At 67.9% G+C, this 26261-nt stretch carries 24 protein-coding genes; 11 read left to right on the top strand and 13 right to left on the bottom strand.

Translation table 11 applies throughout. The annotated features are described in order from the left end of the window. The first annotated feature begins 13 nt into the window (after positions 1-13). Positions 14-496 (top strand): VOC family protein, encoded by a 483-nt coding sequence (locus ACKI2N_RS27330; RefSeq protein WP_420991969.1) that lies wholly within the window; start codon positions 14-16, stop codon positions 494-496. A gap of 25 nt (positions 497-521) precedes the next feature. On the opposite strand, the gene ACKI2N_RS27325 is transcribed toward ACKI2N_RS27330, so the two are convergent. The 3 genes from ACKI2N_RS27325 to ACKI2N_RS27315 form a co-directional block, all read right to left on the bottom strand. After that, a complete protein-coding gene (locus tag ACKI2N_RS27325) occupies positions 522-1190 on the bottom strand; it encodes a redoxin domain-containing protein (RefSeq protein ID WP_420991968.1) in 669 nt (222 codons plus the stop codon). 97 nt (positions 1191-1287) lie between these two features. Then, a complete protein-coding gene (locus tag ACKI2N_RS27320) occupies positions 1288-2427 on the bottom strand; it encodes an alkene reductase (protein ID WP_420991967.1) in 1140 nt (379 codons plus the stop codon). A 256-nt stretch (positions 2428-2683) separates the two neighbouring features. Continuing rightward, the gene (locus ACKI2N_RS27315) at positions 2684-3745 is read right to left on the bottom strand and encodes a VWA domain-containing protein (protein ID WP_420991966.1); all 1062 of its coding nucleotides are present in this window, start codon (positions 3743-3745) and stop codon (positions 2684-2686) included. Between the two features lie 69 nt (positions 3746-3814). On the opposite strand from ACKI2N_RS27315, the gene ACKI2N_RS27310 reads away from it, so the two are divergent. From ACKI2N_RS27310 to ACKI2N_RS27295, 4 genes are read left to right on the top strand one after another with little or no spacing between them, the layout of a single operon-like run. Beyond that, positions 3815-4810, top strand: coding sequence for a S1C family serine protease (locus ACKI2N_RS27310; protein ID WP_420991965.1), 996 nt, complete (start codon positions 3815-3817; stop codon positions 4808-4810). Between the two features lie 16 nt (positions 4811-4826). After that, on the top strand, positions 4827-5840 hold the full coding sequence (locus ACKI2N_RS27305) for an AAA family ATPase (RefSeq protein WP_420991964.1): 1014 nt from the start codon (positions 4827-4829) through the stop codon (positions 5838-5840). Next, positions 5818-6867, top strand: a complete 1050-nt coding sequence (locus ACKI2N_RS27300; RefSeq protein WP_420991963.1) for a DUF58 domain-containing protein — start codon at positions 5818-5820, stop codon at positions 6865-6867. Before ACKI2N_RS27305 ends, ACKI2N_RS27300 begins: the two co-directional genes overlap by 23 nt. Continuing rightward, entirely contained in the window at positions 6864-7961 is a 1098-nt protein-coding gene (locus ACKI2N_RS27295) for a VWA domain-containing protein (RefSeq protein WP_420991962.1), read from the top strand. The genes ACKI2N_RS27300 and ACKI2N_RS27295 overlap by 4 nt, the downstream gene beginning before the upstream one ends. 13 nt (positions 7962-7974) lie before the next feature. Here the strand turns inward: ACKI2N_RS27295 and ACKI2N_RS27290 are convergent, their stop codons facing one another. Then, a complete protein-coding gene (locus tag ACKI2N_RS27290; protein WP_420991961.1) occupies positions 7975-8883 on the bottom strand; it encodes a LysR family transcriptional regulator in 909 nt (302 codons plus the stop codon). A gap of 367 nt (positions 8884-9250) precedes the next feature. Here ACKI2N_RS27290 and ACKI2N_RS27285 point away from each other — a divergent pair, with 367 nt between their 5' ends. From ACKI2N_RS27285 to ACKI2N_RS27275, 3 genes are all read left to right on the top strand, one after another. Further along, entirely contained in the window at positions 9251-10621 is a 1371-nt protein-coding gene (locus ACKI2N_RS27285; RefSeq protein ID WP_420992074.1) for an MmgE/PrpD family protein, read from the top strand. Between the two features lie 721 nt (positions 10622-11342). Then, positions 11343-12356, top strand: coding sequence for a Bug family tripartite tricarboxylate transporter substrate binding protein (locus ACKI2N_RS27280; protein ID WP_420991960.1), 1014 nt, complete (start codon positions 11343-11345; stop codon positions 12354-12356). A gap of 97 nt (positions 12357-12453) precedes the next feature. Then, positions 12454-13518 (top strand): carbon-nitrogen hydrolase family protein, encoded by a 1065-nt coding sequence (locus ACKI2N_RS27275; protein WP_420991959.1) that lies wholly within the window; start codon positions 12454-12456, stop codon positions 13516-13518. Between the two features lie 404 nt (positions 13519-13922). On the opposite strand, the gene ACKI2N_RS27270 is transcribed toward ACKI2N_RS27275, so the two are convergent. The 8 genes from ACKI2N_RS27270 to ACKI2N_RS27235 all read right to left on the bottom strand — a co-directional run bounded on the left by ACKI2N_RS27270 (position 13923) and on the right by ACKI2N_RS27235 (position 22325). Beyond that, positions 13923-15011 (bottom strand): mechanosensitive ion channel family protein, encoded by a 1089-nt coding sequence (locus tag ACKI2N_RS27270; RefSeq protein ID WP_420991958.1) that lies wholly within the window; start codon positions 15009-15011, stop codon positions 13923-13925. A gap of 130 nt (positions 15012-15141) precedes the next feature. Next, the gene (gene dhaL / locus ACKI2N_RS27265; protein ID WP_420991957.1) at positions 15142-15801 is read right to left on the bottom strand and encodes a dihydroxyacetone kinase subunit DhaL; all 660 of its coding nucleotides are present in this window, start codon (positions 15799-15801) and stop codon (positions 15142-15144) included. Continuing rightward, positions 15798-16805, bottom strand: a complete 1008-nt coding sequence (locus ACKI2N_RS27260) for a dihydroxyacetone kinase subunit DhaK (protein WP_420991956.1) — start codon at positions 16803-16805, stop codon at positions 15798-15800. Before ACKI2N_RS27260 ends, dhaL begins: the two co-directional genes overlap by 4 nt. A 26-nt stretch (positions 16806-16831) precedes the next feature. Further along, positions 16832-17599 (bottom strand): GolD/DthD family dehydrogenase, encoded by a 768-nt coding sequence (locus ACKI2N_RS27255; RefSeq protein ID WP_420991955.1) that lies wholly within the window; start codon positions 17597-17599, stop codon positions 16832-16834. A gap of 22 nt (positions 17600-17621) precedes the next feature. Further along, complete coding sequence (locus tag ACKI2N_RS27250; RefSeq protein ID WP_420991954.1) at positions 17622-18743, bottom strand: MDR/zinc-dependent alcohol dehydrogenase-like family protein; 1122 nt, start codon at positions 18741-18743, stop codon at positions 17622-17624. Positions 18744-18797: 54 nt separating this feature from the next. Beyond that, on the bottom strand, positions 18798-19829 hold the full coding sequence (locus ACKI2N_RS27245; protein WP_420991953.1) for a substrate-binding domain-containing protein: 1032 nt from the start codon (positions 19827-19829) through the stop codon (positions 18798-18800). Between the two features lie 31 nt (positions 19830-19860). Next, positions 19861-20844 (bottom strand): ABC transporter permease, encoded by a 984-nt coding sequence (locus ACKI2N_RS27240; protein ID WP_420991952.1) that lies wholly within the window; start codon positions 20842-20844, stop codon positions 19861-19863. A gap of 2 nt (positions 20845-20846) precedes the next feature. Continuing rightward, a complete protein-coding gene (locus tag ACKI2N_RS27235; RefSeq protein WP_420991951.1) occupies positions 20847-22325 on the bottom strand; it encodes a sugar ABC transporter ATP-binding protein in 1479 nt (492 codons plus the stop codon). Positions 22326-22604: 279 nt separating this feature from the next. Here ACKI2N_RS27235 and rpiB point away from each other — a divergent pair, with 279 nt between their 5' ends. Together rpiB and ACKI2N_RS27225 are read left to right on the top strand one after the other, a co-directional pair. Next, the gene (rpiB, locus tag ACKI2N_RS27230; RefSeq protein WP_420991950.1) at positions 22605-23075 is read left to right on the top strand and encodes a ribose 5-phosphate isomerase B; all 471 of its coding nucleotides are present in this window, start codon (positions 22605-22607) and stop codon (positions 23073-23075) included. Positions 23076-23159: 84 nt separating this feature from the next. Further along, the gene (locus ACKI2N_RS27225) at positions 23160-24137 is read left to right on the top strand and encodes a sugar-binding transcriptional regulator (protein ID WP_420991949.1); all 978 of its coding nucleotides are present in this window, start codon (positions 23160-23162) and stop codon (positions 24135-24137) included. Positions 24138-24192: 55 nt separating this feature from the next. Here ACKI2N_RS27225 and ACKI2N_RS27220 read toward each other — a convergent pair whose 3' ends face one another. After that, on the bottom strand, positions 24193-25125 hold the full coding sequence (locus tag ACKI2N_RS27220) for a dihydrodipicolinate synthase family protein (protein ID WP_420991948.1): 933 nt from the start codon (positions 25123-25125) through the stop codon (positions 24193-24195). Positions 25126-25305: 180 nt separating this feature from the next. Here ACKI2N_RS27220 and ACKI2N_RS27215 point away from each other — a divergent pair, with 180 nt between their 5' ends. Beyond that, positions 25306-26238 carry a LysR family transcriptional regulator gene (locus ACKI2N_RS27215; protein ID WP_420991947.1) on the top strand — a complete coding sequence of 311 codons (933 nt, stop codon included), beginning with the start codon at positions 25306-25308 and terminating at the stop codon, positions 26236-26238. The last annotated feature ends 23 nt before the right edge of the window (positions 26239-26261 follow it).

Genomic DNA, 26261 nt, shown 5'->3' with positions numbered 1-26261 from the left:
CAGGAGACACGACATGACCAGCAAGAACACGATCTGCTTGTGGTACGACGGCGGCGCCCTGGACGCCGCGAACTTCTATGCGGAAACCTTCCCCGACAGCGCCGTCAGTGCCGTGCACCATGCGCCGGGCGACTATCCGGACGGCAAGCAGGGCGATGTCCTGACGGTCGAGTTCACCGTCGCCGGCATCCCCTGCCTGGGGCTGAACGGCGGCCCGCATTTCAAGCACAGCGAGGCCTTCTCGTTCCAGATCGCCACGGACGACCAGGCCGAGACCGACCGCCTGTGGAACGCCATCGTCGGCAATGGCGGCCAGGAAAGCGCATGCGGCTGGTGCAAGGACCGCTGGGGACTGTCATGGCAGATCACTCCGCGCGCCCTCACCGCGGCCGTGTGCGACCCCGACCGCGCGGCGGCCAGACGCGCTTTCGACGCCATGATGACCATGAAAAAGATCGACATCGCCGCGATAGAGGCGGCGCGGCGCGGAGGCTGAAGCCCTTGCAGCCGGCCGTGTCCGTTTAGCGGTCGCGGCCGGGACGCCACTTCCCGGCCAGCTGCCTGGCGGTTCGCTCGCGCGCCAGCAAGCGGGCCTGCAATGCCCGCAGTGCGCCCAGCAGGGTCTCGTTGCCGAGGTGATGGCGATAATCGGCGTCGATATGCGCGAGCACGATGACGCCTTCCTGGTCCACCAGGTAGGTCGCGGGAATCGGCACGAGAAAACTGTCGGCCTTCCGGGTCCTGGGCGGGACGTAACCGAGTTCGAGATACCTGCGCCTGAGCTCCGCCGGCAACTCGAAGGCAAGGCCAAAGGCACGCGCGACCTTCATGTCCGCGTCCACGAGTTCGGGAACCGGCAGTGACGTGCCGGTCGACGGCAACCGGCCGGGCGGCGCGATCGCAAAAGCCGCCGCGCCCGCCGCGACGACGCGCTCGTGCGTCGCGGCCAGCTGTGCCAGGCTTTCCTCGCCGAACGCGCACCAGGTGCCACGCAGAAAATTAAGGACGACGGGACCGGCGCCCAGCGGGTGGTCGAGCGAAACCAGCCTGCCGCGCGTGTCGGGCAGCGCGAACGCCGGCACGCGCGCGCCGGCGCGCAGCGCGCCCGGCACGGCGCCTGCCGCGGCGGCCATCGCAACCTCGGCCGCATGGTCGGCCGCGCACTTCGACACGGAAGAAACTCGGCTCATGTTGGATTCTCGTCAGGTCACGTCAGGCTACATCGCCGATGCCTGTCCGGTCGGGCCGGCCGCGCCCCGCCTGCCGTGGCCGGGGCGCGGCGCGCGCTCAGACCGTCTCGGCGTCCACCTCGTCCTGCGCCGCGCGGGCGGCCACTTGCTCGTGGTAAGTCGGGAAGTCCGAATAGCTGGTCGCGTCGCCGCCCCAGAATGCCGCGCGGACGTACGGCGTCAGCGGCAGGTTGTGCTGCAGCCGGTAAGGCAGGTCCGGATTCGACGAGAAGTGGCGGCCGAAGGCCACGAGGTCGGCGTCGCCGCGCTCGACGATGGCGATCGCGCCGTCCCGGTCGAAGCCGCCGGCGGCGATGATCGGGCCGGAGAAATGCGGGCGCAGGTACGATGCGGCGACCACCGGATGGCCTTCGTGCAAGGTGTCGTCGCCCTTGACGCGCGGCTCGATCACGTGGAGATAGGCGATTTTGTAGCTGTCCAGGACCTTCGCCACGTAGCTGAAGGTCGCTTGCGGATCGCTGTCCGAGACCCCGCCCCATTCGCCCGAGGGCGAGATGCGCACGCCGACGCGGTCGGCGCCATAGACCGAAATCAGTGCCTCCAGCGCTTCGCGCAGGAAGCGCACGCGATTCTCGACCGGGCCGCCGTAGGCGTCCGTGCGCTGGTTCGTGCCGTCCTGGATGAACTGGTCGACCAGATAGCCGTTGGCGGCGTGCAGCTCGACGCCATCGAAACCGGCTTTCCGGGCGCGCTCGGCGGCAGCGCGGAAGTCCTCGATGATGGCCGGGATCTCCCCGATCTCGAGCGCGCGGTGCGGCGATGCCGGAACGAACCCTTCCTTCGTGAGCGCCACCCCGTCAAAGGCAACCACCGACGGCGCCACCGGGTCGGCGCCACCGGTCACCTCGACGTGGCTCTGGCGCCCGCCATGGATCAACTGGAGGAACGCGCGGCCGCCCTTGGCGTGCACCGCGTCCGCGATGGCCTTCCAGCCTTCGTGCTGGCCATCGTGGTAGATGCTCGCGGCGCCCAGGTACGAACGCGCCTGAACGGAAACGCTGGCGGCCTCGATCACCAGCAGGCCGCCCTGCGAGGCCCGCTGGCCGTAGAAGTCAGCCATGATCGGGCTCGGGATGTCGCCGGGCTGGAGCGTGCGCACGCGGGTCATCGGCGCCAGCGCCACGCGATGGTTCAGTTCATATGCGCCGACTTTCGCCGCTGTAAAAAGCTTTGCCATGATATTTCCTCTCAATGTTTCGAATCGCCGGAAGGCACCGGCATGCAGGCTTCGGTGAGAGGAAATGTAGAGATTCCAGCGACGGTCAGATAGCCATCGGGCGGGATATGGTTTATTCCGAATACGGATGAGTCCCGGCGAATGCCGTCCCGGCGGGCGCCGTGCGCCGTGCGCGGGGCTGGGACAAGTCAGGCTGGCGCCACCGGGCCGGTGACTGCCGTGGGCGGCGCACGGGGCGGGGCCGCCGGCGCGCCGGTCAGCGCCGGAACCACAAGATCGACAGCACGCACGCCGCCACCAGCAGCAGGCCCGAGGCCGCCGCCAGCAGCGCGCCCACCTCGGTTTCCCTGCGCTCGAGCGCGAAGCGGGCGCTGAGCTGACGATACACCTTGCTCAGGTCGGCGGCCGAGCCCGCCTGGAAGTACTCGCCGCCCGTGAGCGCCGCGACCGCGCGCAGCGCGGTTTCATCGAGCTGCATGTAGAAAGACAGGTTCGATTCGTCCGCCCCGCCCTGCGCCGAGCCGAAGCCCACGGTATAGACGCGCACGCCGCGCTGGGCGGCCATGCGCGCGGCGTCCGTGGGGTCCGGGCCGGTGGTGCGGCGGCCATCGCTGAGCAGGATCACCGCGCCGTGCTGGTACGAGCCGGGCTGCGCCGCGGTGCGCGCCTGCGCGCGCTTGCGCACCGCGTCGGCGGCCGCGGCTTCGTCCAGCGACGGGGTGGGGCTGTCGGCGCGGCCGGACCCGCCGTTGAACAGGATCGCTTCCAGGTCGATGCCATCGTCGGGAAACAGCACCGCCAGCGCCTGGTACAGGCCGCTGCCGGTGGCCGTGCCGCGCTGGAGCTGGAAGCGGTCGATGGCATCGAGCATGTCGTGCCGGTTGTCGGTGGGCGGCAGCACCACGGTGGCCGTGGAGGCGAAGGACACGATGCCCAGCCGCACGTTGGCCGGCAGCCCCACGATGAGATCGCGCGCGGCCTGCTGCGCGGCGCTGATGCGCGTGGGCGCGACGTCGGTCGCCTCCATGCTGCGGGACGTGTCCATGGCCAGGACCAGCGTGACCGCGTCCGACGGCAGCGTGATGGTGGCGCTGGGGCGCGCGCACGCCAGCAGGGCGGCGGTCAGCGCGAGCAGGAACAACAGGGGCGGAATGTGACGCCGCAGGCGTTGGCCGGGACCGAGGGCAGCGCGCGGCAATGCCAGGCTGGCATAAAGGAGGGCGGCTTTCTTGCGCCGCGCGATCAAATAGAGATAAGCGGCTACCAGCAATGGGACCGCCAGCAGCAGCCAGAGCATCTGCGGCCAGAGAAACTGCATGCCGTGCTCCTTGGCGCGTGGGTAAGAGGATGGTACTGTATTTTGCACTGCGGGACCTCGGGGGCTGCAATGAGACGGGTAACGATCTACGGGTGGGTCTCGGCGGCTGCCGCGCTGCTTTTCGCGGCGGGCATGGGCGCCGCCTGGCTCCTTCAGCCCAAGTTGCGCACGCTCACGCAGGCCGACATCGACTCCGCTGTGCTGCATACGCTGCAAACCAAGAATCTGCCGTCGCGCACGGCCCGGGCAGCCGAGGCGGTGCGCGAATCGGTGGTGGAAATCCGCGGCTTCGTGCCACCGGAAAAAACAGCGGAAGCGCCCGCCGCCCCCAAGGCCCGGCGCGATCCCCCCGCCCGGCGGGATGCGCCAGCCAAACGCCCCAAATCGTCTCCGCCCGCCCCGGCTGCCCCTTCCGCCCCTTCTTCCCCGCGTGACGAGCTCGCCATGGGCACCCCGCCCAACGGCAAGGACCCGGCCGCCGGCAAGAATCCGCCCGAGGCCAGGAAACAGCCCCCCGCCGCGCCCGAGGGCCGCCAGATCGGCTCCGGCGTGGTGGTGACCGAAAGCGGCATGATCCTCACCAACTATCACGTCATCGCCGGCGCCAAGCGCCTGGAGATCACGTTCTTCGACGGCTCCACGTCCGAGGCCTCGGTGGTGCAGGCCATCCCCGAGAAAGACCTCGCCATCATCAAGGCCAAGACCATTCCCGACGACCTGCCGGCCGCCACGCTCGGCTCCAGCCGCGATCTCGCGCCCGGCAGCGAGGTGGTCGCGGTCGGCTTTCCGTTCGGCATCGGGCCGTCGGTCTCCGCCGGCGTGGTGTCCGGGCTGGACCGCGAATTCATCTCGCCGGACAACAAGCAGAACCTGGACAAGCTCATCCAGTTCGACGCCGCGGCCAACCCGGGCAACTCGGGCGGGCCGCTGGTGAACATGAACGGGGAGGTGGTGGGTATCGTCACCGCCATTTTCAGTCCCCACGAGAGCGGCACCTTCGTCGGCATCGGCTTTGCCATCACGATCGAAAGCGCCGGCAGTTCCATCGGATCTTCTCCTTTCTAGACAGACGCGGAGGCCTATGAACGACCAAGCCCGGGACGCTGTGGACAGCGCCAACCTGATGGAACGCCTGCTGTACGAGGTCAAGCGCGTGGTGGTGGGGCAAGACCACTTTCTCGAACGGGTGCTGGTGGCCATCCTCGCCGGCGGCCACCTGCTGGTGGAAGGCGTGCCCGGCCTGGCCAAGACGCTCACCGTCAACACGCTGGCCAAGACCATGAGCGGCTCTTTCAAGCGCATCCAGTTCACGCCGGACCTGCTGCCGGCCGACCTGATCGGCACCCGCATGTACAACCAGGGCACGGGCGAGTTCTCCACCGTGCGCGGGCCGGTCTTCGCCAACCTGCTGCTGGCCGACGAAATCAACCGCGCGCCGGCCAAGGTGCAGAGCGCACTGCTGGAAGTCATGCAGGAACGGCAGGTCACCATCGCCGGCGAAACCCACCGCGTGCCCACGCCCTTCCTCGTCATGGCCACGCAGAACCCGATCGAGACCGAAGGCACCTACCCGCTGCCCGAGGCCCAGGTCGACCGCTTCATGATGAAAGTGCTGGTGGGATACCCCACCGAGGAAGAGGAAGTCGTCATCGTCAACCGCGTCACCGGCCCGCGCATCAGCGTGGCCCCGGTCGCCACGCCCGAGCACCTGACCGGCCTGCAGGAACAATGCCGCAAGGTCTACGTGGACCCGGGCCTGATCCAGTACGCGGTGCGCGTGGTGGCGGCCACCCGCAAGCCGGGCACCTACGGCCTGGCCGAGCTGGACCGCTACGTCTCCTTCGGCGCCAGCCCGCGCGCCACCATCGGCCTGATCGAAGGCGCGCGCGCCCTGGCCTTCCTGCGCGGGCGGCACTATGCCCTGCCCGACGACGTGATCGACCTCGTGCCCGACGTGCTGCGCCACCGCGTCACGCTCTCCTACGAAGCCATGTCCGACTGCATGACGGCCGACCAGCTCATCAGCCGCATCCTGCAAGCGCTGCCGGTGCCCGAGCGGCCGCTGGAATCCCATGTTCGGGCGGCTGCGCGCTAGGCGCCGGGGCGGCCCGGACGCCGCCACGTCCGCTACGTCCGCCACGGCCCCCGGGCCCGCCGACGGGCCGGCCGGCCGCGTCGGCGCCAGCCAGACCGAGGCCCTGCTGCGCCGCCTGGAATGGACGGTGGTGCGCCGCCTCGACGGCCTGCTGCAGGGCGACTACCGCACCCTGTTCCGCGGCTTCGGGCTGGACCTGGCCGACCTGCGCGAATACCACCCCGGCGACGACGTGCGGCACATCGACTGGAACGTCACCGCGCGCCTGCAAACGCCCCACGTGCGCGAGTTCCAGGAAGACCGCGAGGTCTGCGCCTGGTTCCTGCTGGACCTGAGCGGCTCGGTCGACTTCGGCTCCGGCGAGGTGCGCAAGCGCGACCTGCTGAGCGACTTCACCGGCGTCATGGCCAGCCTGCTCACGCGCTACGGCAACCGCGTCGGCGCGGTGCTCTACGGCGGGGCGGCGGACACCGCCGCCGCCGTGGTGCCGGCGCGCTCCGGCCGCCGCCACCTGCTGCACCTGCTCGACCGCATCCGCGCCACGCCGGCCGCCTCGCCCGGCGACACCCGGCTGCGCGACCTGCTCGAGCGCGCGCGCGCCGTCGCCAGACGGCGCTCGGTGCTGTTCGTGGTCTCCGACTTCATCAGCGCTCCCGGCTGGCAGGCCTCGCTCAGCCTGCTGGCCCGGCGCCACGAAGTCATCGCCGTGCGGCTGGTCGATCCCCTGGAGGTAGCCCTGCCCGACCTCGGCCTGGTGGTGCTGCAGGACGCCGAAACCGGAGAGCAGATGTTCGTCGACACGCATGACCCTGCCTTCCGCAAGCGCTTCGCCGCCGCCGCCGAAGCGCGCGAGGCCGAGTTGCGCCTGGGCTTCGAGCGCGCCGGCGTGGAGTGCCTGACGCTGTCCACCTACGCGCGCCTCGACCTGGCCCTGCTCCACTTCGCCCGCCAGCGCCGCCACCGGCAAGGCGCGCAGAGCGGCCAGAGTGCCCAAAGCGGCCAAAGTGTCGTCAAGGGGGCCGCATGACCGATGCCCTGACCGGCCTGCCCGCCTTCAGCTTCCAGTGGCCCAGCATGCTGTGGCTGCTCGCGCTCATCCTGCTGCTCGCCGGGAGCTATGTCTGGCTCGACGCCCGCCGCCGGCGCGCATCGGTGCCCTACCCCACCCTCAAGACCGTCGGCCTCGCCATCCAGGGCGGCGCGCGCTGGCGCCGCCACATAGCGCCCGCGCTCATGCTGCTGGCGCTGACCGCGCTGATCGTCGCCATCGCCCGGCCCCAGGCCGTGATGATGCTGCCCTCCCGCATCGAAACCGTGGTCCTGGTCATCGACCTGTCCGGCAGCATGCGCGCGCAGGACGTGCAGCCCAGCCGCATCCGCGCCGCCCAGCGCGCCGCCAAGACCCTGCTCGACGCCCAGCCCGCCGGCGTCAGCGTGGGCGTGGTCGCCATGGCCGGCACCGCCGCCCTGGCGCAAGCTCCCATCCGCCGCAAGGAAGACGTGGCCGCCGTCATCGACAACCTCAAGCCCCAGGGCGGCACCGCCCTCGGCAACGGCCTGCTCATCGCCCTCACCACCTTGCTGCCGCAACTGGGCAGCGACGCCGCGCAGTTGCTGGACGACGACGATTCGCTCGCGAAAGCCGCCGCATCGCGCAAGGCAGCCAAGGGACAACAAGCCTCGCCCGGCGGTACCAGCGGCACCGACCCCGCCAAGCCCGGCTCGTACGCCGCCGGCGCCATCGTCCTGTTCTCCGACGGCGAAAGCAACGCCGGCCCCGCCGCCATGCAGGCCGCGCAACTCGCCGCCGCCAACGGCGTGCGCATCTACACCGTAGGCGTGGGCACCACCGACGGCGTGGTGCTCACCGTCGACGGCTGGTCAGCCCGCGTCAAGCTGGACGAACAGGTGCTCAAGCAAGTCGCCGACGCGACCGGGGGCGAATATTTCCGCCTGGAAGACGCCAACAGGCTCAAGCAGGTCTACCGCGCGCTCAACGCCAAGCTGGCCTTCGACAAGCGGGATCAGGTCGAGATCACCGCGTTCTTCGCCGCGCTGGGGGCGTTGCTGGCGGCCTGCGCGGGGCTGCTGTCGCTGTGGTGGTTCGGGCGGGTGGTCTAGGCGGAGGCCGGAATTACACGACCTCGTCAGTTCTGTCGGCCCTTGAGCAAAGCCATGCCAGCATTTGCTGTGCGGCCGGATCCTTGTGCATCGATGGATCATGGCAGACAGTGATCTCGAATTGGCTCGCATCCGCCGATAGCTGTGCAATGGCGAGGCCTTCGGGGCGATTCCGGGGAACGGCCACGTTGGGCACGACTGCGATGCCGGCCCCCTCCCTGACCGAGTGCCAGACGACCTCGAAGCTGCGGATGGTCAAGCCGACTTCCGGGTCGTCGTGGTTGAACCCGGCGGTCTTTCGTCCGCCTTGCGTTCCAAGGTCAACCGGCGGCTTCCACACCAATGGATAGCCTTCGAGTTCAACGGGCGAAATTATGGCGCGCGCCGCCAACGGATGGGTGGCGGGCATGACGACAACGAGCTCGGTTTGCCTGTATGGGCGGCATGCCAGCCCCTTCACAAAATCCGTCCGCACGCAGACCCCGATGTCCACCTGATTCTTCTTGACGGCCTCCGCTGTCTCAGGACTGCTGCCCTCGGAAACCAGGACGCGGATGCCGGGGTGAGATTCGCGGAACTGCCTGATATCGTCCAGGAGCCCCAGCAAGATGGCGGCTACGTTGGACATGATTCGCACTTCGCCCGATTGTTTGGCCAGAAGATCGGCAATCTCCTGAGTCATCTCCGCCACCCGGCCCATCAGATCGTCGGCACAGCGTGCGACGACCTCACCGGCTGCAGTCAGCCGTACACCGGTTGCATGCCTGACCAGCAATGGCGTGCCGAAGCGGGCCTCCAGTTCCGCGACCCGTTTGCTGACAGCCGATGTGGTCATGTTCAACTCCGCCGCCGAGCGCGTGAGGCTCTTCGTGGCGGCGACGGAGGCCAGTATCTGCATGCTGTGGAGGTTGATGCGAGACATTGCTGCGGATGTGGAACCAGGAACGGTCGAAAGTTTCTGAGCATACGCCGCTCCACTATTGCCTACAAGCCGGGGAAAAGATGCACTAGATTGGGGAGCACATCTTGCTGATTGGGAAACCCCCGCTTTCCAACTTCTCGCTTTCCAATCCACTCCGATCGCGCGAAATTCGAGGGCACCGCTGCCAGCGCGCACGGCGGGGCTCACAGCACGCTGTGCCGGCCTCGCGGTCTTCACGGCCTTATCGTTGCGGGCAGCTTGACAGCACTTCGGCTCTCTCGATGAAGTCGCGTACGGCGCGAGAGAAAACGAGGATGCATTGGTAATCCAGTTGGCTCACGCCGACTTCACGAAACAGGACGAACAGATGGCCCGCAATACTCACATCGTCGCAGACCAGAATGCGCCGGCAGTCACCAGCATTCTTGGCCGCTATGTCGCGAACCACCCCTCGGCGGGATGGGATCGCTCGATTGAACACGAGGCGCATCGGACGTTCATGAACTGGCTGGGCTGCGCTGTCGGTGCAGCAAGGCACGAGACAGCCGATGCCGCGCTAGCCGCCGTGGCAATGCTGGAACCTGCGGCCCAGGCGACGGTTCTTGGCCGCAGCGAGAAAGTCGACATGGCAAGCGCGGCATTGCTCAACGGCATTACGTCGCACACTTTCGACTTCGACGATACCCATCTGAAAACGATCATCCACCCCGCGGGTCCTGTTGCGTCGGCAGTGCTGGCCCTCGGGGAGTTCACTCGCGCCAGCGGCCGAAAAGTCATCGATGCCCTGGTTCTCGGCATCGATGTCTCTTGCCGTGTAGGCAATGCAATGTACCCGGACCACTATGATCGCGGATGGCACATTACCGGCTCGACCGGCACGCTGGGGGCGGCGGCAGCGTGCGCACGGCTTCTGGGCCTCGATGAATCCCGCACGATCATGGCGCTGGGTATTGCCGCGTCACAACCTGTGGGACTGCGCGAGCAGTTCGGGACGATGACCAAGCCGTTCCATCCCGGCGGTGCCGCGCGGGCAGGCCTGATGTCGGCCCTGATGGCGAGCCACGGTTTCACGGCCAGTGCGCGGGCGCTGGAAGCGCCTCGCGGTTTCCTGCAGGTCATTTCCTCAAAGCAAGATTGGCGTGAAATCACCGACGAACTCGGCAGCCGTTTCGAGATCGGCTTCAACACCTACAAGCCGTTCGCATGCGGCATCGTCATCCATCCGAGCATCGACGCGTGCGTCCAACTGCGCCAGCAGGGCATTCATTCCGGCGATATCGAGCGGATCGATCTGCATGTCCATCCGCTGGTACTGGAACTCACCGGGAAAAAAGAACCTGCGGACGGCCTTCAGGCAAAGTTCAGCGTCTATCATGGCTGCGCCGCCGGCCTGATCTTCGGGCGCGCAGGGGAAGAAGAGTTCTCGGATGAAATCGTTCTGCGCGATGACGTGGTCGCGCTTCGCAGGAAGGTAGTTGCCCACGCCGATAGCGAAATCGACGAGGCGGCGGTCCGATTGAAGGTGGTTCTCAAGAACGGCAGCGAGACGACACTGTGTGTTGAACATGCAATCGGCTCACTGCAGCGCCCCATGACCGACGCCGACCTCGGCCAGAAATTCCACGATCTGGCAGACCCCGTGTTGGGCGCGGCAAAGACAGGAGAACTTATCCAGGCGTGTTGGGCTTTGGGTGAGACTGCCGACGTCTGCGCCATCACGGCCCTCGCTCGCCCTTGAGCCAGGAGTTCGAGCCGCCCGCACCGTGAGGTGCGCGTCATCAAGGTGCGTCGCCTCGGTCGAGGTGATGCACGCCGTCAGCCATGACGCGATCAGGCTGTTCCTTCCTACCCAATGCCGGCGACTGCATTGAGCACATTGCTCATGCGTGTCGACTTTCCTGTTCCATCGTGTCAGCGACAGCGGATAGCGTTGTATGTCCAGCGCAATACGCAACTCTGTCGCCCCAGCTTTCCTTGCGCCCCGATCATCCTGGTGCATTCATCCACCGTATTGGTGCACACAAAATGGCGGCCGTGCATGTTGCCATGAGTGCCCCGGCGCAATGAATTGGCTTGCCCAGGTCAAGGGCATTTTTCGCGCGAATGGAGCATTGGGGCGCACTGCAGGCTGGGATTTGGTGCCTCTTGAACTGTGGGAAAGGACGGCTTTCCAAGTTCTCGCTACCGTCTTAACCTCATCCGCGCCAAATTAGCAGTACACGCTGGCGCGGGGCCGTAGCCAGTCCGACGACGCCGGCGCATGGCCCTGCCTTTCTGCTCCCCCATCCATGCGGGCGCTTCGCGGCGCCGGATGAAATTGCCAATGCGGCCTTTTTTTTCTTTGTTCTTCGCGAGCGTCCCACATCAACGCAACGTGCCTGACCGTCGATGACGGCACCACGGACGACGTTGTTTGACAAGGCTTTAGCCACACCACCACCTACGAACTGGAGAAGGGAATGAACCACAAGTCCTATTCGATCGGCAACAGCCGGCGCAATGCACTAGCAGCGCTGCTGGTGATCGGTGCCTGTTGCGCCGTCACGCATGTCTGGGCCGCGCCTTACCCGACCAAGCCGATTACTCTGGTGGTCCCCTTTGCGGCAGGAGGCCCCGTCGACATCGTTGCACGCGCGATTGCCCAACCGCTGAGCGTGCAACTTGGCAAGCCTGTCGTTGTGGAGAACGTCGGGGGCGCCTCGGGGATGATAGGCGCGGCGAGGGTCGCACGCTCACAGCCTGATGGTTACACGCTGCTTCTTGGTACCGCCGGAACGCAGGCTTTGAATCCGAATGTCTATGCGAAGGTGCCATATCGCTCACCGGAAGACTTCCAGCCAATTGCAGAGGTTGCGAGCATCCCGTCTGTTCTGTCGGTGCCTACCAGCTCTCCTCACAAGACGATCCAGCAGTTCGTGTCCTTCATCACGAAGAATCCCGGGTCCGTGACAATGGGCAATGCCGGTCCGGGTTCCGTTTCGAATCTCGCGGCGCTGACGTTTCTGGCTAGCGTGAAGGCGAAAGTCACTCCGGTTTCATACAAGGGAACCGCCCCTGCCTTTGTCGACCTCATGGGAGGTCAGATCGACTCTCTATTCGACACCACCGTACAGGCCGTCCCGCAGATCAAGGGGGGGCGTGTCCGCGCGCTTGCCACGACATCTCCTTCCCGTCTTCCGAGTTTGCCGGATGTTCCTACGCTCGCGGAAAGCGGCTACCCGAATACCGAACTTCTCATCTGGTACGGACTGTTGGCCCCCGCAGGATTGCCGAGCGACGTCCTCAAGACGCTTAGCGACGCCGTGCGGAAGGCTCGCGCCGATGCTCAGTTCAACAAGGCCATGCGCGATGGCGACGCCCTCGTCCCGCCCGAAAACCAGGGAAGCGCGGAATTCGCGGAAAGGGTCCAGCGCGATGTCCGTCGATTCGGAGAACTGGTCAAGCAAGCAGGCATCACGAAGGGCAGCGAATAGCCCCTGGCCAGAGCGTAGCCGATGCTCATGGCCTTCATGAAATCGCGACGCGAAGGCGTCGCCTCATCCAGCAAGACCAACGAACAAGGATCTCAAAATGATTCAGTATCCGCGCTACAAAGCCGCAGCAGCGCACGTTTCCCCTGTCTATTTCGACATCGATCGCACGGTGGACAAGGCCTGCGATCTTATCGCCGAAGCGGCACGCAGTGATGTACGACTGCTCGCGTTCCCGGAAAGCTTCATCCCCGGCTATCCGCACTGGGGACGCATTGTCGCCCCCATCGAGACCGACGAACTCTTCGCCGCCATGGCCGCACGCGCCATTCGCATCGATGGCCCCGAGATCGCCCGGCTCCGCGCCGCCGCGGCCCGGCACGAGATGGTCGTGTCGATCGGATTCAACGAAGGCACCAATGCCAGCGTAGGTTGCCTCTGGAACTCCAATGTGCTGATCGGCAGCGACGGCACGATTCTGAATCACCATCGGAAGCTCGTTCCGACCTACGTGGAGAAGCTGGTCTGGGCCAACGGCGATGGCTCCGGTCTGCGCGTGTCGGAGACCGACCTCGGCCGGATCGGCATGCTCATCTGCGGAGAGAACGCCAATCCCCTGGCCCGGTACACGCTGATGGCGCAAGGCGAGCAAGTGCACATATCGAGCTACCCGTCCGTGGCCCCGGCACGCAAGCCGGATGGCAGCGGTGGCTATGACATCCAGGACGGCATTCGCATCCGGGCCGCCAGCCACTCGTTCGAAGCGAAGGTGTTCAACATCGTGGCGTCCACGCCATTCGACGACACCGCGAGGCGCTTCCTGGAGCCGCTGGGCAAGGACGTGCTCGCCTTGCTCGAGAACGGCTCCCAGACTGTCTCGATGATTCTCGATCCGACCGGGAAGCCGGTCTCGGATGTCCTGTCGACGGACGAAGGTCTCTGCATCGCCGAGATTGACCTCAGCCGTGCGCTTCCCGTGAAGCGGATCCACGATGTGGTCGGCTATTACAACCGCTTCGACATCTTCGATCTCCAGGTCAACACGTCTCGCAATCTTCCGATCTCCTGGCGGAATGGCACTCAGCTTCGGGAACCGGGCGCCGGCACGCCTGCGGCCGCCGAGTCGGAACTGCCCATCCATCTGGTGCCGACAGAGGTGTTGTAAGCCTTGAAAAATGGAGGGTTCGTGGCGGATACGATCCAAGGCGCGAACCCTCGCAAAGCCGGAATCGGGTCGAAGACATTATCTCGGTCAGACTCGTGATGTTGTCCAGCACATCGTCCCGCGTGAGGCCTTCCGGCTTGCCGTCGAAGACGCGCGCTGAGCGCGTAGCTGCGCGCGTGGTGGTTGAGCATCCAGGAGGCATCGCCCCAGTCGCCGCCTTGCGCGACGAAGCGCGTGTAGCCGAGCCGTTTCATCACTGAACTCGTGGCGGGGACCACCTCATACCGGCCTGTGCCTTCATTGAGGATGAATTCGATTCGGTCCCCATGGACACCCCCGGATGGGTGCGCACCTCTACGGGAATCGTGGCCTGCCCTTTCGATGGCAGGGTTGCAGTGGACATTTCAGCTCCCGGCGGGGCTTGACGCACGTTCAGGCCGTTCGGGCCTGCCCACCTCCCCTTCAACCCGCAGCCGCGGCAAAAACTGCGGATACTCCCGCTGCATGAAGTCGATCAGCCCTTCCCGCACCACGCAGCGCAAATCCCACGCCAGCCCAGAGGACGCCGCGGTGCACAGCACGCGCAACTGCATGGTCCGCTCGGTGGCATCGGCCACCACGAGGTTGAAAAAGCGCTGGTCCCACTGCGGCGCCGCGCGCACGATGCGCTCCAGCTCCGTGCGCAGCGGCGCCAGCGGCATGCCGTAGTCGACGTAGAAGAACACGGACCCCATGATCTGGGCGTTGTTGCGGGTCCAGTTCTGGAACGGCTTTTCGATGAAGTACTGCAGCGGGATGATGAGGCGGCGCTCGTCCCAGATGCGCAGCACGACGTAGGTGCCGGTGATTTCCTCCACACGGCCCCACTCGCCTTCGATGATGAGCACGTCGTCGAGCCGGATCGGCTGCGTCAGGGCGAGCTGCAGGCCGGCGATGAGGTTGCTGAACACGGGCTTGGCGGCAAAGCCGGCGATCAGGCCGACCACGCCGGCCGAGGCCAGCAGGCTGGCGCCGACCTGGCGCGCGCCGGGGAAGGTCATGAGCAGCATGGCCGCGCCCATGATCACCACCAGCGTCATCGCGGTGCGGGAGAGCACGCGGGTCTGCGTGTGGATGCGCCGCGCGTTCATGTTGTCGGCCACGTCCACGGGGTGGCGGTCCATGATGCCCTGCGCGCAGCCGGCAATGATGCGCGCCACCAGCCAGGTGGTGGCGGCGATCATCAGCAGGCCGTTGGTGTGGCGCACGCTGCCGATCCAGCGCAGCTCGTCCGGCGCGGCCTGCCAGACCGTTTGCAGCGCCAGCAGGGGCAGCACCGCAGTGGAGGGCGCGCGCGCCTTTCTGACCACGGCATGCAGTAGCGGGGCGTGCCGGGTAATGCGCAACAGCAGCAGGCCGCCGAGGCGGTGCGCCAGCAGCGCCACGGCCACGGCGACGACGGCTGCGGTCCATGTGCCGAACCAGGGATGGGCGAGGAGGATTGCCATGTTCATCGGTCGGTCGTCCTTGAGTGATCGTGGCTGGGCGCGGCTGGGGTGCGGCTGGGGTACGACCAGGGCGATTATGCAAGGAAGGACACGAGGATGGGACGGAAGTTTCGCCCCCCGGGGCAAACCGCCGCGCTTACACGGCGCTGTCGAGCCGCCTGGCCAGCGATTCGCCCATGCTGCGCAGGATCAGGTAGCAGGAGCACGCGCCGGGGTCCAGCACGCCGACGGAGCGCTCGCCCAGGCGGCTTGCCCGGCCGATCTTTGCCCGCAGGCCGCGCGTGGCGCGCATGCCCGCTTCGGCGCCGGCCGTCATCGCCGCCAGGCATCCGCGGAAGTCTTTGCCGCCGGCAAGCGCGGCCTGGCAGGCCGCGCGGGCGGGGAGCAGCGTGTCGACCAGGGTCTTGTCGCCGGCCTTGGCGCCGCCGATGTCCTGGACCGCGGCGATGCCCGCGTCCAGCGCGCGGAGGAACAGGACTTTGTCCAGGCGCGCGTGGCCGGCCAGCACGTCGCGCATGGCAAAGAAGAAGGTGCCGTAGAGCGGGCCCATGGAGCCGCCGATGCCTTCCATCAGCGCCGTGGACAGGTCGCCCAGCGCCACCGGCAGCGGCGGCGTGGCGCCGCGCGCGGCCAGTGCCTCGCCGCATTGCGTGAAGCCCTTGCTCATGTTGATGCCGTGGTCGCCGTCGCCGATGGCGCCGTCGATTTCGCTCAGGTACTGGCGGTTGGCGTTGATGGTGTGGATCAGGTCGATGACCACGCCGCCGGCGTCGGCCATCATGATGGTGTCGGTCATGGCGTATCTCCCACGGTGAGGCCGATGCTGCGGCAGGGGTGGGCAAGGCACGCACCGAGCTCGGCGTCGAGCCGGGTCAGCGTGAGCGTGACGCCCATCATTTCCAGCGAGGTGAACAGGTTGCCCACGAACGAGCATTCGACGTCGATGCCCGCCTCGCGCAGGTAGCCGGCCACTTCCCCGTAGAGGATGTATTGCTCCATCAGCGGCGTCGCGCCGAGGCCGGACAACAGCACGGCCACGCGGTCGCCGCGCGCGACGGGCAGGTCGGCCAGCAGCTGGTCGAGCATCAGGCGCGCCATGTCGCGCGCGGGCACCAGGGGCTGGACCAGGATGCCGGGCTCGCCGTGGTGGCCGATGCCCACTTCCATCTCGCCGTCGCGGATGACGAAGTTGGCCTTGCCGACGGCCGGGATGGTGCAGGCGGCCAGGCCGACCCCGATCGAGCGCGTGGCGTCCACCGCGCGGCGCGCGGCGGCGATGACTTCGTCGAGCGAGGCGCCCTGCGCCGCGCGCGCGCCGCCCACTTTCCACATGACGATCTCGCCGGCCACGCCGCGGCGCTTGTCGATCTCGTCCTTCGGCGCGGAGGCCGCGTCGTCGTTGGCGACGACGGTGCGTACCCGGATGCCTTCGCGTTCGGCAAGCCGCACCGCCATCTTCACGTTCATGTTGTCGCCGGCGTAGTTGCCATAGAGGCACGCCACGCCGGCGCCGCCGTCGGCCGCCCGGAAGGCATCGAGGAACGACCTGGCCGTGGGCGACGAGAAAATCTCGCCGACGGCCACGGCGTCCACCAGGTTGCGGCCGACATAGCCGATGAACGCGGGCTCGTGCCCCGACCCGCCGCCGGTCACGATGCCGACGCGGCCCGCGCGCCCCGCCGTGGCATGCGAGACCACGCGCGGGTTGTCCCGCGCCGCGCGCAGCTCGGGATGCGCCGCGAGGATGCCGCGAAGCATGTCCTCCACGACCAGGTCCGGGTTGTTCATGACGCGGTTCATGCTGCTCCCTCCTCTCTCGGATGGTTTCATTGGGCGGTATAGCCGCCGTCGATCACGATGTTCTCGCCGTTGATCATCGCCGCCGCGTCGCTGACGAGGTACAGCACCAGCGCGGCGATTTCGTCCGGGCGCGCGAAGCGGCCCGCGGGAATCCTGGCCCGCATGGCCTCGCCCGCGGCGCCGGCCCAGGCCTTGCGGCCAAGTTCCGTATCGACCACGGTCGGCGAGATCGCGTTGACCGTGATGCCGTGCCGGGCCCATTCCAGCGCCAGCACCCGGGTCATGCCCACGATGGCCGCCTTGCTCGCGCAGTAGGCAACGTGCCGCTCCAGCGCGACCACGCTGGCCTGCGACGCGAGGTTGACGATGCGGCCGCCGCCGCGGCCCAGCATCTGCAGCCCGAACGCCTGCGCCAGCAGGAACGGCGCCTTGAGGTTGATCGCCATCGTGCGGTCCCAGGCGTCCTCGGACAGGTTCTCGGCGTGGTCGAGCAGGGCCACGCCGGCGTTGTTGACGAGGATGTCGGCGGGACCCAGCGTCTCGGCGACGCGCCGCGCCAGGCCTGCCGCCGCGCCATCCGCGGTGACGTCGGCGGCAATGCCCACATGCCGGTCCGCCCCGCCGGGCAGCGAGCGCGCCACGGCGGCCACGGCCGTATTGATGTCGAGCAGCGCAAGCCGCGCGCCGGCGGCCGCCAGGCGCCCGGCCACGGCGAGCCCGATGCCGCTGGCGCCGCCGGTCACCACCGCGACGCGGCCGGCCATGTGGGACAGGGTCGTTGAATTCGAGAACATCGGCCAGTGCCTCCTTCCTGTTTCAGCCTCGGGGATCCAGCACCACTTTCAGCGACTGCTCGCCGCGCTCCATCACGCCGAAGGCCTCGGCAAAGCGCGACAGCGGGAAGCGGTGCGTGACGATGCCGCGCACGTCGATGCGCCTTGCGGCGATGAAGTCGATCGCGCGCGGGTACATGTACGGGCCGAGGTGCGAGCCCAGCACGTCCAGCTCCTTGCGGTCGCCGATGATCGACCAATCGACGATGGCGTCGTCGTTGAACACGCTGAACTCGACGAAGCGGCCGAGCTTGCGCAGCATCGACAAGCCCTGGTTGACGGCGCGGTGATGGCCGGTGGCCTCGATGTAGATGTCGCAGCCGTAGCCGCCCGTGAGCGCCCGGATCTTGTCCACCACGTTGACCTGGGCGGGGTTCCACACCGCGTGCGCGCCCATCCTGAGCGCGAGCGCCGCGCGCTCGGGCCGCATGTCCAGCACGATCAGCATCTTCGGGTTGCGCATCCGCACCGCGCCGATGATGCCCAGCCCCAGCGTGCCGGCCCCGGCGACCACCACCACGTCGTCGAAGCCGGCGTCCGCGCGGTCGGCCGCGTGCAGGGAGCACGCGAGCGGCTCGATCAGGATGGCTTCGTCGGGCGGCACCGCCTCGGGCACCTTGTGGACGATGGCTTCCTTCGGGAAGATCATGTACTCGGCCATCGCGCCGTGCACGTTGTTCTGGAAGCCGTACAGGTCGTGCTTCTGGCACATCCAGTACTGGCCGTGGCTGCAGAAGCGGCAGCCCCAGCACGGCACGATCTGCTCGGAAATCACGCGCTCGCCCACCCGCACGCCGCGCCGCTGCGCGCCGGGGCCGAGCGCGACGGCGCGGCACACGAACTCGTGGCCGGGAATCATCGGCGGCTTGACGTAGCGCGGCTGCGCCGCGTCGCCCCAGAACGAGGGCGCGCCGCGAAACGTCTTGATATCGCCCATGCAGATGCCGACCAGCTCCACCTGCGTGAGGATTTCGTCGGGCCCGGGCTGCGGCACCGGCACCTGTTCGAGCCGGTAGTCCTGCGGGCCGTGGCAGACCACCGCGCGCATCGTCGCGGGCAGCGCCGCCGGCGCGCGTGCCGCGCCGGCTTCGGTTATCGACGCCATGGAACGTCTCCTGTGTGGTTCGCAATGGACAAGCGTGACGGACCGGCGCGCCGCTCAGCCGCCCGTGACCTGCTTGTGCAGCGCGTCCGCGTTCTCCGGCGTGACGGGCACCCACGGCAGGATGTAGCGCCCGGCGGTGCCGCCGTCCCAGCTCAGGTCCTTCGCGTAGCGCTGCCAGATCGCCGACTGCGGCGCGTAGCTGGCGCCCACCAGCTGGCGCAGCACCAGGTCCAGCGCGCCCTGCGACTGCGCCTGCGCGTCTTGCAGGAAGGTCGTGATCTCGCCTTTCTTCGCCGCCTGGAGCGCGTCCGGCATGCCGTCGATGGAGGTGATCGGGATGTCCCGCGGCGTCAGGCCGCGGTTCTTGATGGCCTGCAGCGCGCCGAGCGCCATGTCGTCGTTCTGCGCGATCACGCCGTGGATGCCCTTCGGGTGCGCGTTGAGCCAGTCCTCCATCAGGTTCATGGCCTCGGCGCGCGACCAGTTCGCGGTCTTTTTCTCGATCACCTTGATGCCGGGGTATTTCGCCAGCACTTCCAGCTCGCCCTTCTCGCGGTCGATCTGCGCGGACTGGCCGATCGGGCCCTGGATGATCACCACGTTGCCCTTGCCGCCGAGCCGCGTGGCCAGCGCTTCGGCCTGCAGGCGGCCGCCCTGCACGTCGTCGTTGCCGATGTACGGCACCTTGGGCGTGGCCAGCATCGTGTTCGACGCGATGAACGGGGTCGCGGACGCCGCCGCGCGCGCCGCCACGCCGATCCCCGCCCTGGTGTCGATCGGCACGAACAGGATGCCGCTGTAGCGCTGCGTGAGCATCGTTTCGATCTGGTTGTTCTGCGTGAGCGCATCGTAGTTGCCGTCGAACACCGTGAGCTGCACGGTGCCGTTCTTCACCGCGGGATGCGCCTTGATCTCGCGCACCCAGTTCTGCATGAACTGCCCCTTCATGCCGTACACCGCGGCGCCCACGCGATAGGTTGCATTCGCCGCGTTCGCCGCGTGCGCGGCACCGCTTGCGGCCGCCAGCGCCGCGCCGAGCACCGCCGTTGCCGCCAGCCTGCCAAGCCATGTCCTGCGTGCTTTCATGTCGTCTCCTCCGGATTGGGAATGCGCCGGTTCAGCGCTGCTGCTTGCGGGCCACGTCGATCAGGACGGCCAGCACGATGATGAGACCCTTGGCGATCTGCTGGTAATACGACGACACGCCGAGCAGGTTCAGGCCGTTGTTGATCACGCCGATCAGCAGCGCGCCGAGCAGCGTGCCGACCACGCCGCCCTGCCCGCCCGACAGGCTGGTGCCGCCGATCACCACCGCCGCGATCGCGTCGAGCTCGTAGGACACGCCGGCCTGCGGCAGCGCCGACGTCGTGCGCGCGGCCAGGATGATGCCGGCCAGGCCGGCCAGCAGCCCGCCGATGACGTAGGCCGAGAAGATGATCTTGCCGGTGGAGATGCCGCTGGTCTTGGCGCTCTTGACGTTGCCGCCGACGGCGTAGACATAGCGCCCGTAGGTGGTGTAGCGCAGCACGAACCAGAACAGCGCGACCACCGCCGCGAACATGGCGATGGGCACGGGCACGCCCGCCACGGTGCCCGTGCCGATGCCGAGATACGCGTCGGGCAGGTCGGTCACGGGCATGCCGTCGTTGTAGATGTACGTGAGCCCGCGCGCCACGCTCAGCATGCCGAGCGTGGCCACGAACGGCGGAATCGACAGCCGGGCCACCAGCAGGCCGTTGACCGCGCCGATCCCGGCGCCCACCAGCAGGCCCGCGAGCAGCCCCAGCGCCGGGCTGACCGCGTGCGGGCCGGTCACGAGGCTCGCGCTCACGATGCCGGCCAGCGCCAGCGTGGCGCCCACCGACAGATCGATGCCCGCGGTCAGCACCACGTAGGTCATGCCGACGGCCAGAATGCCGTTGATGGAGGTCTGCCGCAGGATGTCGGCGATATTGCCGAGCGTGAGGAAGTACGGGGTGGCAAAGGACAGCGCGGCGCACAGCAGGACGAGCACGGCGACGATGCCGTAGCGCCGGCAGGCATCGCGCAGGTGCGCCGCGCGGCCGTGGCCCGCCGGGGCTTTCAGGGTGGTGGCTGGCATGTTCATGATGCGAGGTGCAGGAGGTCTTCCTGCGTGGTGGTATGGCCGTCGATCACGGTGACCAGCTGGCCGGACTTGAAGATGGCGATGCGGTCGCTGACGTCCAGCACTTCCTGGGCTTCCGAGGAGACCACGACCGCGGCGCCGCCGTTCGCCACGAAATCGTCGAGCAGCCGGTACACCTCCCGCTTGGCGCCTTCGTCGATGCCGCGGGTCGGTTCGTCGCACAGCAGGCAGCTGGGCTCGGTCGACAGGCAGCGCGCCAGCACCACCTTCTGCTGGTTGCCGCCGCTCATCGACGACACCGGCAGCGACACCGAGCTGGTCTTGATGCGCATGCGCGCGACCATGGCGTCGACGAGCGCCCTGACCTTGCGCCGGTCGATCAGCGACAGCCGCGACAGGCGCCGGTAGGCCGAGAACGCGATGTTGTCGCTCACCGAGGCGGACAGGACCAGCCCGCTCTCCTTGCGGTCTTCCGTCACCAGCGAGAGCCCGGCCTGGATCGACCTGCGCGGGCGCCCCGCCGGCAGCGGGCGGCCGTTGAGCCGGACTTCGCCGCGGTCGGGGCGGGTCAGGCCGTACAGGCAGTTGAGGTATTCGCTGCGGCCGGCGCCCATCACGCCGTATATGCCGAGGATCTCGCCCTGGCGGACCGTCAGCGAGATGTCCTGGAATTCCGCCGCGCGCGACAGCCCGGTGGACTCCAGCACCGGCGCGCCGGCCTGCCTGCGCACCTTGCCGGACGATTGCAGCCTCCGCCCGACGATCGTGCTCACCAGGTACGCGCGGTCGATGTCGGCGATGCGGCCGCTGTCCGCGTAGCGCCCGTCGCGGAATACCGTGTAGTCGTCGGCGATCTGGAAGATCTCGGACAGCCGGTGGCTCACGTAGATGATGCCGGTGCCCTGCGCGGTCAGGCCGCGGATCGCGCCGAACAGCACCCCGGTCTCGCGCTCGCCGATGGCGGAAGTGGGCTCGTCCATGATCATCACGTCGCAGTCGCGGCTGAACGCCTTCGCGATCTCCACCAGTTGCACTTGCGCGAGGCTCAGGGACGACATGCGGGCGCGCGCGTCGACCGGAAAGCCGAGCCGGTCGAGCAGCGCCTGCGCCTGGCGCACGAGCGCCGCGGCCCTGACCAGCACGCCGGCGCGGCGCGGTTCGCGCCCGAGGTAGAGGTTCTCCGCCACCGTCATGCCGGGAATCGGCGAGAGCTCCTGCGTGATGATGGCGACCCGGTGGCCCAGCGCCTCGGCGGGCGTCTGGAAATCCACGCTGCGCCCGTTCAGCAGGATCTCGCCCGCGTCGCGCCGGGCGATGCCCATCACGATGCCCAGGAAGGTCGACTTGCCGGCCCCGTTGCCGCCGCACAGGGCGTGGACGCTGCCGCGCCGCAGGGTCAGGCGGCCGTCCTCGAGCGCGCGGACACCGTTGAATGCCTTTTGCACGCCGCTGGCTTCCAGAAGAAGATCGTTCACTGCGCCTCCTTGCATTTGTGCATGAATGGACAATTGAGCAAGTCCATGGCATGGTAGGTCGACGCTCGTTGAGTGTCAATCGATGCAGGCGCATGGTTTACCCGCGACGCGTATCTTGCGGATTTTTATAGGAATAATCGGAAAACAGGCCGGAAGAAGCCGGCGGTCATGGCCGCGCCACGATGACTTGACAGCGCCATACCCGGCGACGAGAATTCGTCCGTTTATGAGTATTTTCTCAATCGCGAACGCCGCGTGTTGGGCTAACCGGAGCGAAACATGAAGCTGGCCATCGGATGTGACGAAGCTGCGTTCGATCTGAAGGAGCTGCTGAAACAGCACCTCGCCACGCGGGGATTCGACGTCACGGATTTCGGCACGCATGACGCCAGCCCCGTGCACTACCCCAATATCGCCTTCGCCGTGGCGGAAAAGGTGGCGCAGGGCGATTTCGAGCGCGCTGTCCTGCTGTGCGGCACCGGGATCGGCATGGCCATCGCGGCCAACAAGGTCTGCGGCATCCGCGCGGCCCAGTGCCATGACACCTACTCGGCGGAGCGCGCCAGCCGGAGCAACGATGCGCAAATCATTACAATGGGCGCTCGCGTGGTCGGCCCCGAACTCGCGAAAGCCATCGTCGACACCTGGCTCGCCGCGAGTTTCCTCGGCGGGCGCTCCGCGCCGAAGGTGGCACGCATCAAGGAATACGAAGACGGACATCACTTGCCGCGCGGCGGCAAGACAGCCTGACCGGGCCAGTCCGCCCGGCCAGGCCGATCCGACCCATCCGTCCCGCCCGGCGGGACCTGCAAGTTGCGCGGCAAGCCCTACCCCATGACCACTGACGAACTGACCCGCCTCGCGACGCTGTACTACGTGGACGGGCTGACGCAGGAAGACCTGTCCCGGCAATTCTCGCTGTCACGCGCCAAGATCGGCCGGCTCCTCAAGCGCGCGCAGGAAGAAGGCATCGTGGAGATTCGCGTGCGGCATCACCCGCGCGATACCCGCGACCTGGAGCGCGAGCTGATCGAGCGCTTCGGCATCGAGAAGGCGATCGTCTCCATCAACCACAACGACCAGGACAAGCAGCGCGAGCTGCTGGCCGGGCTGGTCGCCAGCCACCTGGACCGCCTCCTCGCCAGCGACATGATCGTGGCCGTCGGCATGGGCCGCAACATCAATGCGATCTCGGAGCACGCCATCTCGTCGACCCGGCGCGCGTCGACCTTCGTGTGCGCCATCGGCGGCTTCCATCGCGGCGGCGAGGTGATGAATTCCGACCACATCAGCCGCCGGCTGGCGGCGCGCTTCGGCGGCGCGAGCGAAACGCTCTATGCGCCGGCGCTCGTCGGCGACCCGCGGGTGCGGGAAGCGCTGCTGAGCAACGATGCCGTCAAGCCGACGCTGGACAAGGCGCGGCGCGCGGACGTCGCGCTGGTGGGCATCGGCGACATCAACGAAGACAGCAACATGGTGCGCTCGGGCTGGTTCGCGCCGGACGAAATCGCGGCGCTGCGCCGGCTCGGCGCGATCGGCGACGTGATGGGCTACCACTTCATCGACATCGCCGGGCGGCCCGTGGTGACGCCGGTGCGCGACCGCGTGATCGGCCTGAGCCTGGACGACCTGCGGCGCATCCCGAACGTCATTGCGGTGGCCAGCGAGGGCACCAAGACCACGGCCGTGCTCGGCGCCCTGCGTACCGGCGTGGTCACCACGCTGGCCACGACCGAGGCCATCGCGCAGGCGCTGGTCAGCATCGAAGGGGCCACGCGCAGCCAGATGCCGGCGCAGCCGCCCGCGCCCTGACCGGCGCCGCACGCGCACGGCCAGCCTGGTCAGGCCGGCCAGGAAGCGGCCCCGCTCAACGCCCCCAGCGCAGCACCAGCGGGTCCAGCCGGCGCGCGATCCGCAGCAGCCCCGCGCGGGTGGCCGGGTGCATCGGCTGGAGCGGGTGGCGCACCGCGTCGCTGGCAATCACCCCGCCTTCCTTCATCAGCACCTTGCTGGTGGCCAGCCAGCCTTGGCGGTTCTCGTAGTTGATCAGCGGCAGCCATTGCTGGTAGTGATCCGCGGCGCCCTCGGTGTCGCCGGCCTGGTAGGCATCGACGATGCGGCGGATGCCGTCCGGAAAGCCCGCGCCGGTCATGGCGCCGGTGGCGCCGGCATCGAGGTCGGCCATCAGCGTGATGGCTTCCTCGCCGTCCCACGGGCCCACGATGGCGTCGCCGCCGAGCGCGATCAGCTCGCGCAGCTTGGCCGCAGATTGCGGCACCTCGATCTTGAAGTACGACACGTTGGCGATCTCCCGCGCCATGCGCGCGAGGAACGGCGCGGACAGCGTGGTGCCGCTGACCGGCGCGTCCTGGATCATGACCGGGATGTCGATGGCGTCGGATACCGTGGAGAAGAACGCGTGGATGGCGTGCTCGGGCACGCGGATGGTGGCGCCGTGATACGGCGGCATCACCATCACCATGGCCGCGCCCGCATCCTGCGCGGCGCGGCTGCGTTCCGCGCAGATGCGCGAGCTGAAGTGCGTGGTGGTGACGATCACCGGCACGCGCCCGGCCACGTGGTCCAGCACCGTGGTCATCAGCGTGCTGCGCTCGGCGTCGGTCAGCACGAACTGCTCCGAGAAGTTGGCCAGGATGCAGATGCCGTGGGAGCCGGCGTCGATCATGAAATCGATGCAGCGGCGCTGGCCGTCGAGGTCGAGGCCGCCCTGCTCGTCGAAGATGGTCGGCGCGACCGGGAATACGCCCCGGTAGGCGGTGTGGCGGGCTGGCTGGGTCATGTCTGTCTCCTTGTGGTGCGCGGCGGGCCGTGTTCCCGCCGCGGGTAGCTTCCGCAATATAAGAGCGTCCGGCATCCGATGTATATTGAAACCTTTCCATCTGGTGATCGCTTTTGCGACTCACCCGAGACTCGGCAGCTTGCCGGACCTGACCCAAGGCGGCCATGCCCGCCCATGCCCATGAGAGCCACCCTCGACGTACTGATGTCGCGCCTGCGCATGAAGCAGCTGCAGTTGCTGATCGCGCTGGACGACCACAAATCGCTGCACCAGGCCGCCTCGGCCATGGCCATGACGCAGTCCGCCGCCAGCAAGGCCCTGCAGGAGCTGGAAAGCATGCTGGACGCGCCGCTGTTCGAGCGCACCCGCACCGGCATGCAGCCCAACCCGTTCGGCCATTGCGTGATCCGCTATGCGCGGCTGCTGGCCACCGACCTCACCGCGCTGTGCCAGGACATGGCCGAGATCCGCTCCGGCACGGCCGGGCGGCTCGCCGTGGGCGTCATCATGGGTGCCGTCACCGGCGTGCTGGCGCCCGCGCTGGCCAGCCTGCAGGCCGGGCAGCCCAACCTGGCGGTGGAAATCGTGGAGGACACCAGCCTGCGCATGCTCGGCCTGCTGGACGACGGCCGGCTGGACCTCGTCATCGGCCGCGCGCTGGTGAGCGACCAGCCCGCGCGCTACCGCTACGAGCCGCTGGGCGACGAGCCGATCTCGGTGGTGGTCGGCCCCGCCCACGCGGCGCCGCGGGCCAGCGAACTCGCGTTTGCCGACCTGGCCCGCTACCGCTGGGTCATCTATCCCTCCCAGATGCCCATGCACGCCCTGCTCCTGCGCGAGCTGGACCTGGCCGGCATGAGCATGCCGGCCAACGCCATCACCACCGCCTCCACGCTGGTCACCGTGGCGCTGCTGCAAGGCAGCGCCGACCTCGTGTCGCTGCTGCCGACCAGCGTGGCGCAGCCCTACGCGCGCCAGAAGATGCTGCGCATCCTGCCGGTGCGCATGCAGTCGCGCAACGATACCTTCGGCATCGTCACCCGGCGCGGCGGCACGCTTTCGGCCGCCGCGAAGCGGCTGATCGCGGCGCTGCGCGCCGGCAGGCCGGAGTGAGATGTTTCCGGGCGGGCCGGTCG

The organism is Cupriavidus sp. 30B13 (assembly GCF_049059565.2).
In the GTDB taxonomy this organism is placed as follows: Bacteria; Pseudomonadota; Gammaproteobacteria; order Burkholderiales; family Burkholderiaceae; genus Cupriavidus.
The sequence above is the reverse complement of the archived record's forward strand: the minus strand, read 5'-3'. Positions and strand labels throughout refer to the sequence as shown.

Bases quoted from the DNA above. Each gene is read 5' to 3' on its own strand.
- dhaL (WP_420991957.1), bottom strand. From the start codon at position 15,801: ATGACCGACACCATCATGATGGCCGACGCCGGCGGCGTGGTCATCGAC.
- ACKI2N_RS27290 (WP_420991961.1), bottom strand. From the start codon at position 8,883: ATGTCTCGCATCAACCTCCACAGCATGCAGATACTGGCCTCCGTCGCC.
- ACKI2N_RS27325 (WP_420991968.1), bottom strand. From the start codon at position 1,190: ATGAGCCGAGTTTCTTCCGTGTCGAAGTGCGCGGCCGACCATGCGGCC.
- ACKI2N_RS27220 (WP_420991948.1), bottom strand. From the start codon at position 25,125: ATGACCCAGCCAGCCCGCCACACCGCCTACCGGGGCGTATTCCCGGTC.
- ACKI2N_RS27295 (WP_420991962.1), top strand. From the start codon at position 6,864: ATGACCGATGCCCTGACCGGCCTGCCCGCCTTCAGCTTCCAGTGGCCC.
- ACKI2N_RS27255 (WP_420991955.1), bottom strand. From the start codon at position 17,599: ATGTTCTCGAATTCAACGACCCTGTCCCACATGGCCGGCCGCGTCGCG.
- ACKI2N_RS27240 (WP_420991952.1), bottom strand. From the start codon at position 20,844: ATGCCAGCCACCACCCTGAAAGCCCCGGCGGGCCACGGCCGCGCGGCG.
- ACKI2N_RS27270 (WP_420991958.1), bottom strand. From the start codon at position 15,011: ATGAACATGGCAATCCTCCTCGCCCATCCCTGGTTCGGCACATGGACC.
- ACKI2N_RS27250 (WP_420991954.1), bottom strand. From the start codon at position 18,743: ATGGCGTCGATAACCGAAGCCGGCGCGGCACGCGCGCCGGCGGCGCTG.
- ACKI2N_RS27310 (WP_420991965.1), top strand. From the start codon at position 3,815: ATGAGACGGGTAACGATCTACGGGTGGGTCTCGGCGGCTGCCGCGCTG.
- ACKI2N_RS27330 (WP_420991969.1), top strand. From the start codon at position 14: ATGACCAGCAAGAACACGATCTGCTTGTGGTACGACGGCGGCGCCCTG.
- ACKI2N_RS27260 (WP_420991956.1), bottom strand. From the start codon at position 16,805: ATGAACCGCGTCATGAACAACCCGGACCTGGTCGTGGAGGACATGCTT.
- ACKI2N_RS27245 (WP_420991953.1), bottom strand. From the start codon at position 19,829: ATGAAAGCACGCAGGACATGGCTTGGCAGGCTGGCGGCAACGGCGGTG.
- ACKI2N_RS27285 (WP_420992074.1), top strand. From the start codon at position 9,251: ATGGCCCGCAATACTCACATCGTCGCAGACCAGAATGCGCCGGCAGTC.
- rpiB (WP_420991950.1), top strand. From the start codon at position 22,605: ATGAAGCTGGCCATCGGATGTGACGAAGCTGCGTTCGATCTGAAGGAG.
- ACKI2N_RS27280 (WP_420991960.1), top strand. From the start codon at position 11,343: ATGAACCACAAGTCCTATTCGATCGGCAACAGCCGGCGCAATGCACTA.
- ACKI2N_RS27300 (WP_420991963.1), top strand. From the start codon at position 5,818: ATGTTCGGGCGGCTGCGCGCTAGGCGCCGGGGCGGCCCGGACGCCGCC.
- ACKI2N_RS27320 (WP_420991967.1), bottom strand. From the start codon at position 2,427: ATGGCAAAGCTTTTTACAGCGGCGAAAGTCGGCGCATATGAACTGAAC.
- ACKI2N_RS27225 (WP_420991949.1), top strand. From the start codon at position 23,160: ATGACCACTGACGAACTGACCCGCCTCGCGACGCTGTACTACGTGGAC.
- ACKI2N_RS27315 (WP_420991966.1), bottom strand. From the start codon at position 3,745: ATGCAGTTTCTCTGGCCGCAGATGCTCTGGCTGCTGCTGGCGGTCCCA.
- ACKI2N_RS27305 (WP_420991964.1), top strand. From the start codon at position 4,827: ATGAACGACCAAGCCCGGGACGCTGTGGACAGCGCCAACCTGATGGAA.
- ACKI2N_RS27215 (WP_420991947.1), top strand. From the start codon at position 25,306: ATGAGAGCCACCCTCGACGTACTGATGTCGCGCCTGCGCATGAAGCAG.
- ACKI2N_RS27275 (WP_420991959.1), top strand. From the start codon at position 12,454: ATGATTCAGTATCCGCGCTACAAAGCCGCAGCAGCGCACGTTTCCCCT.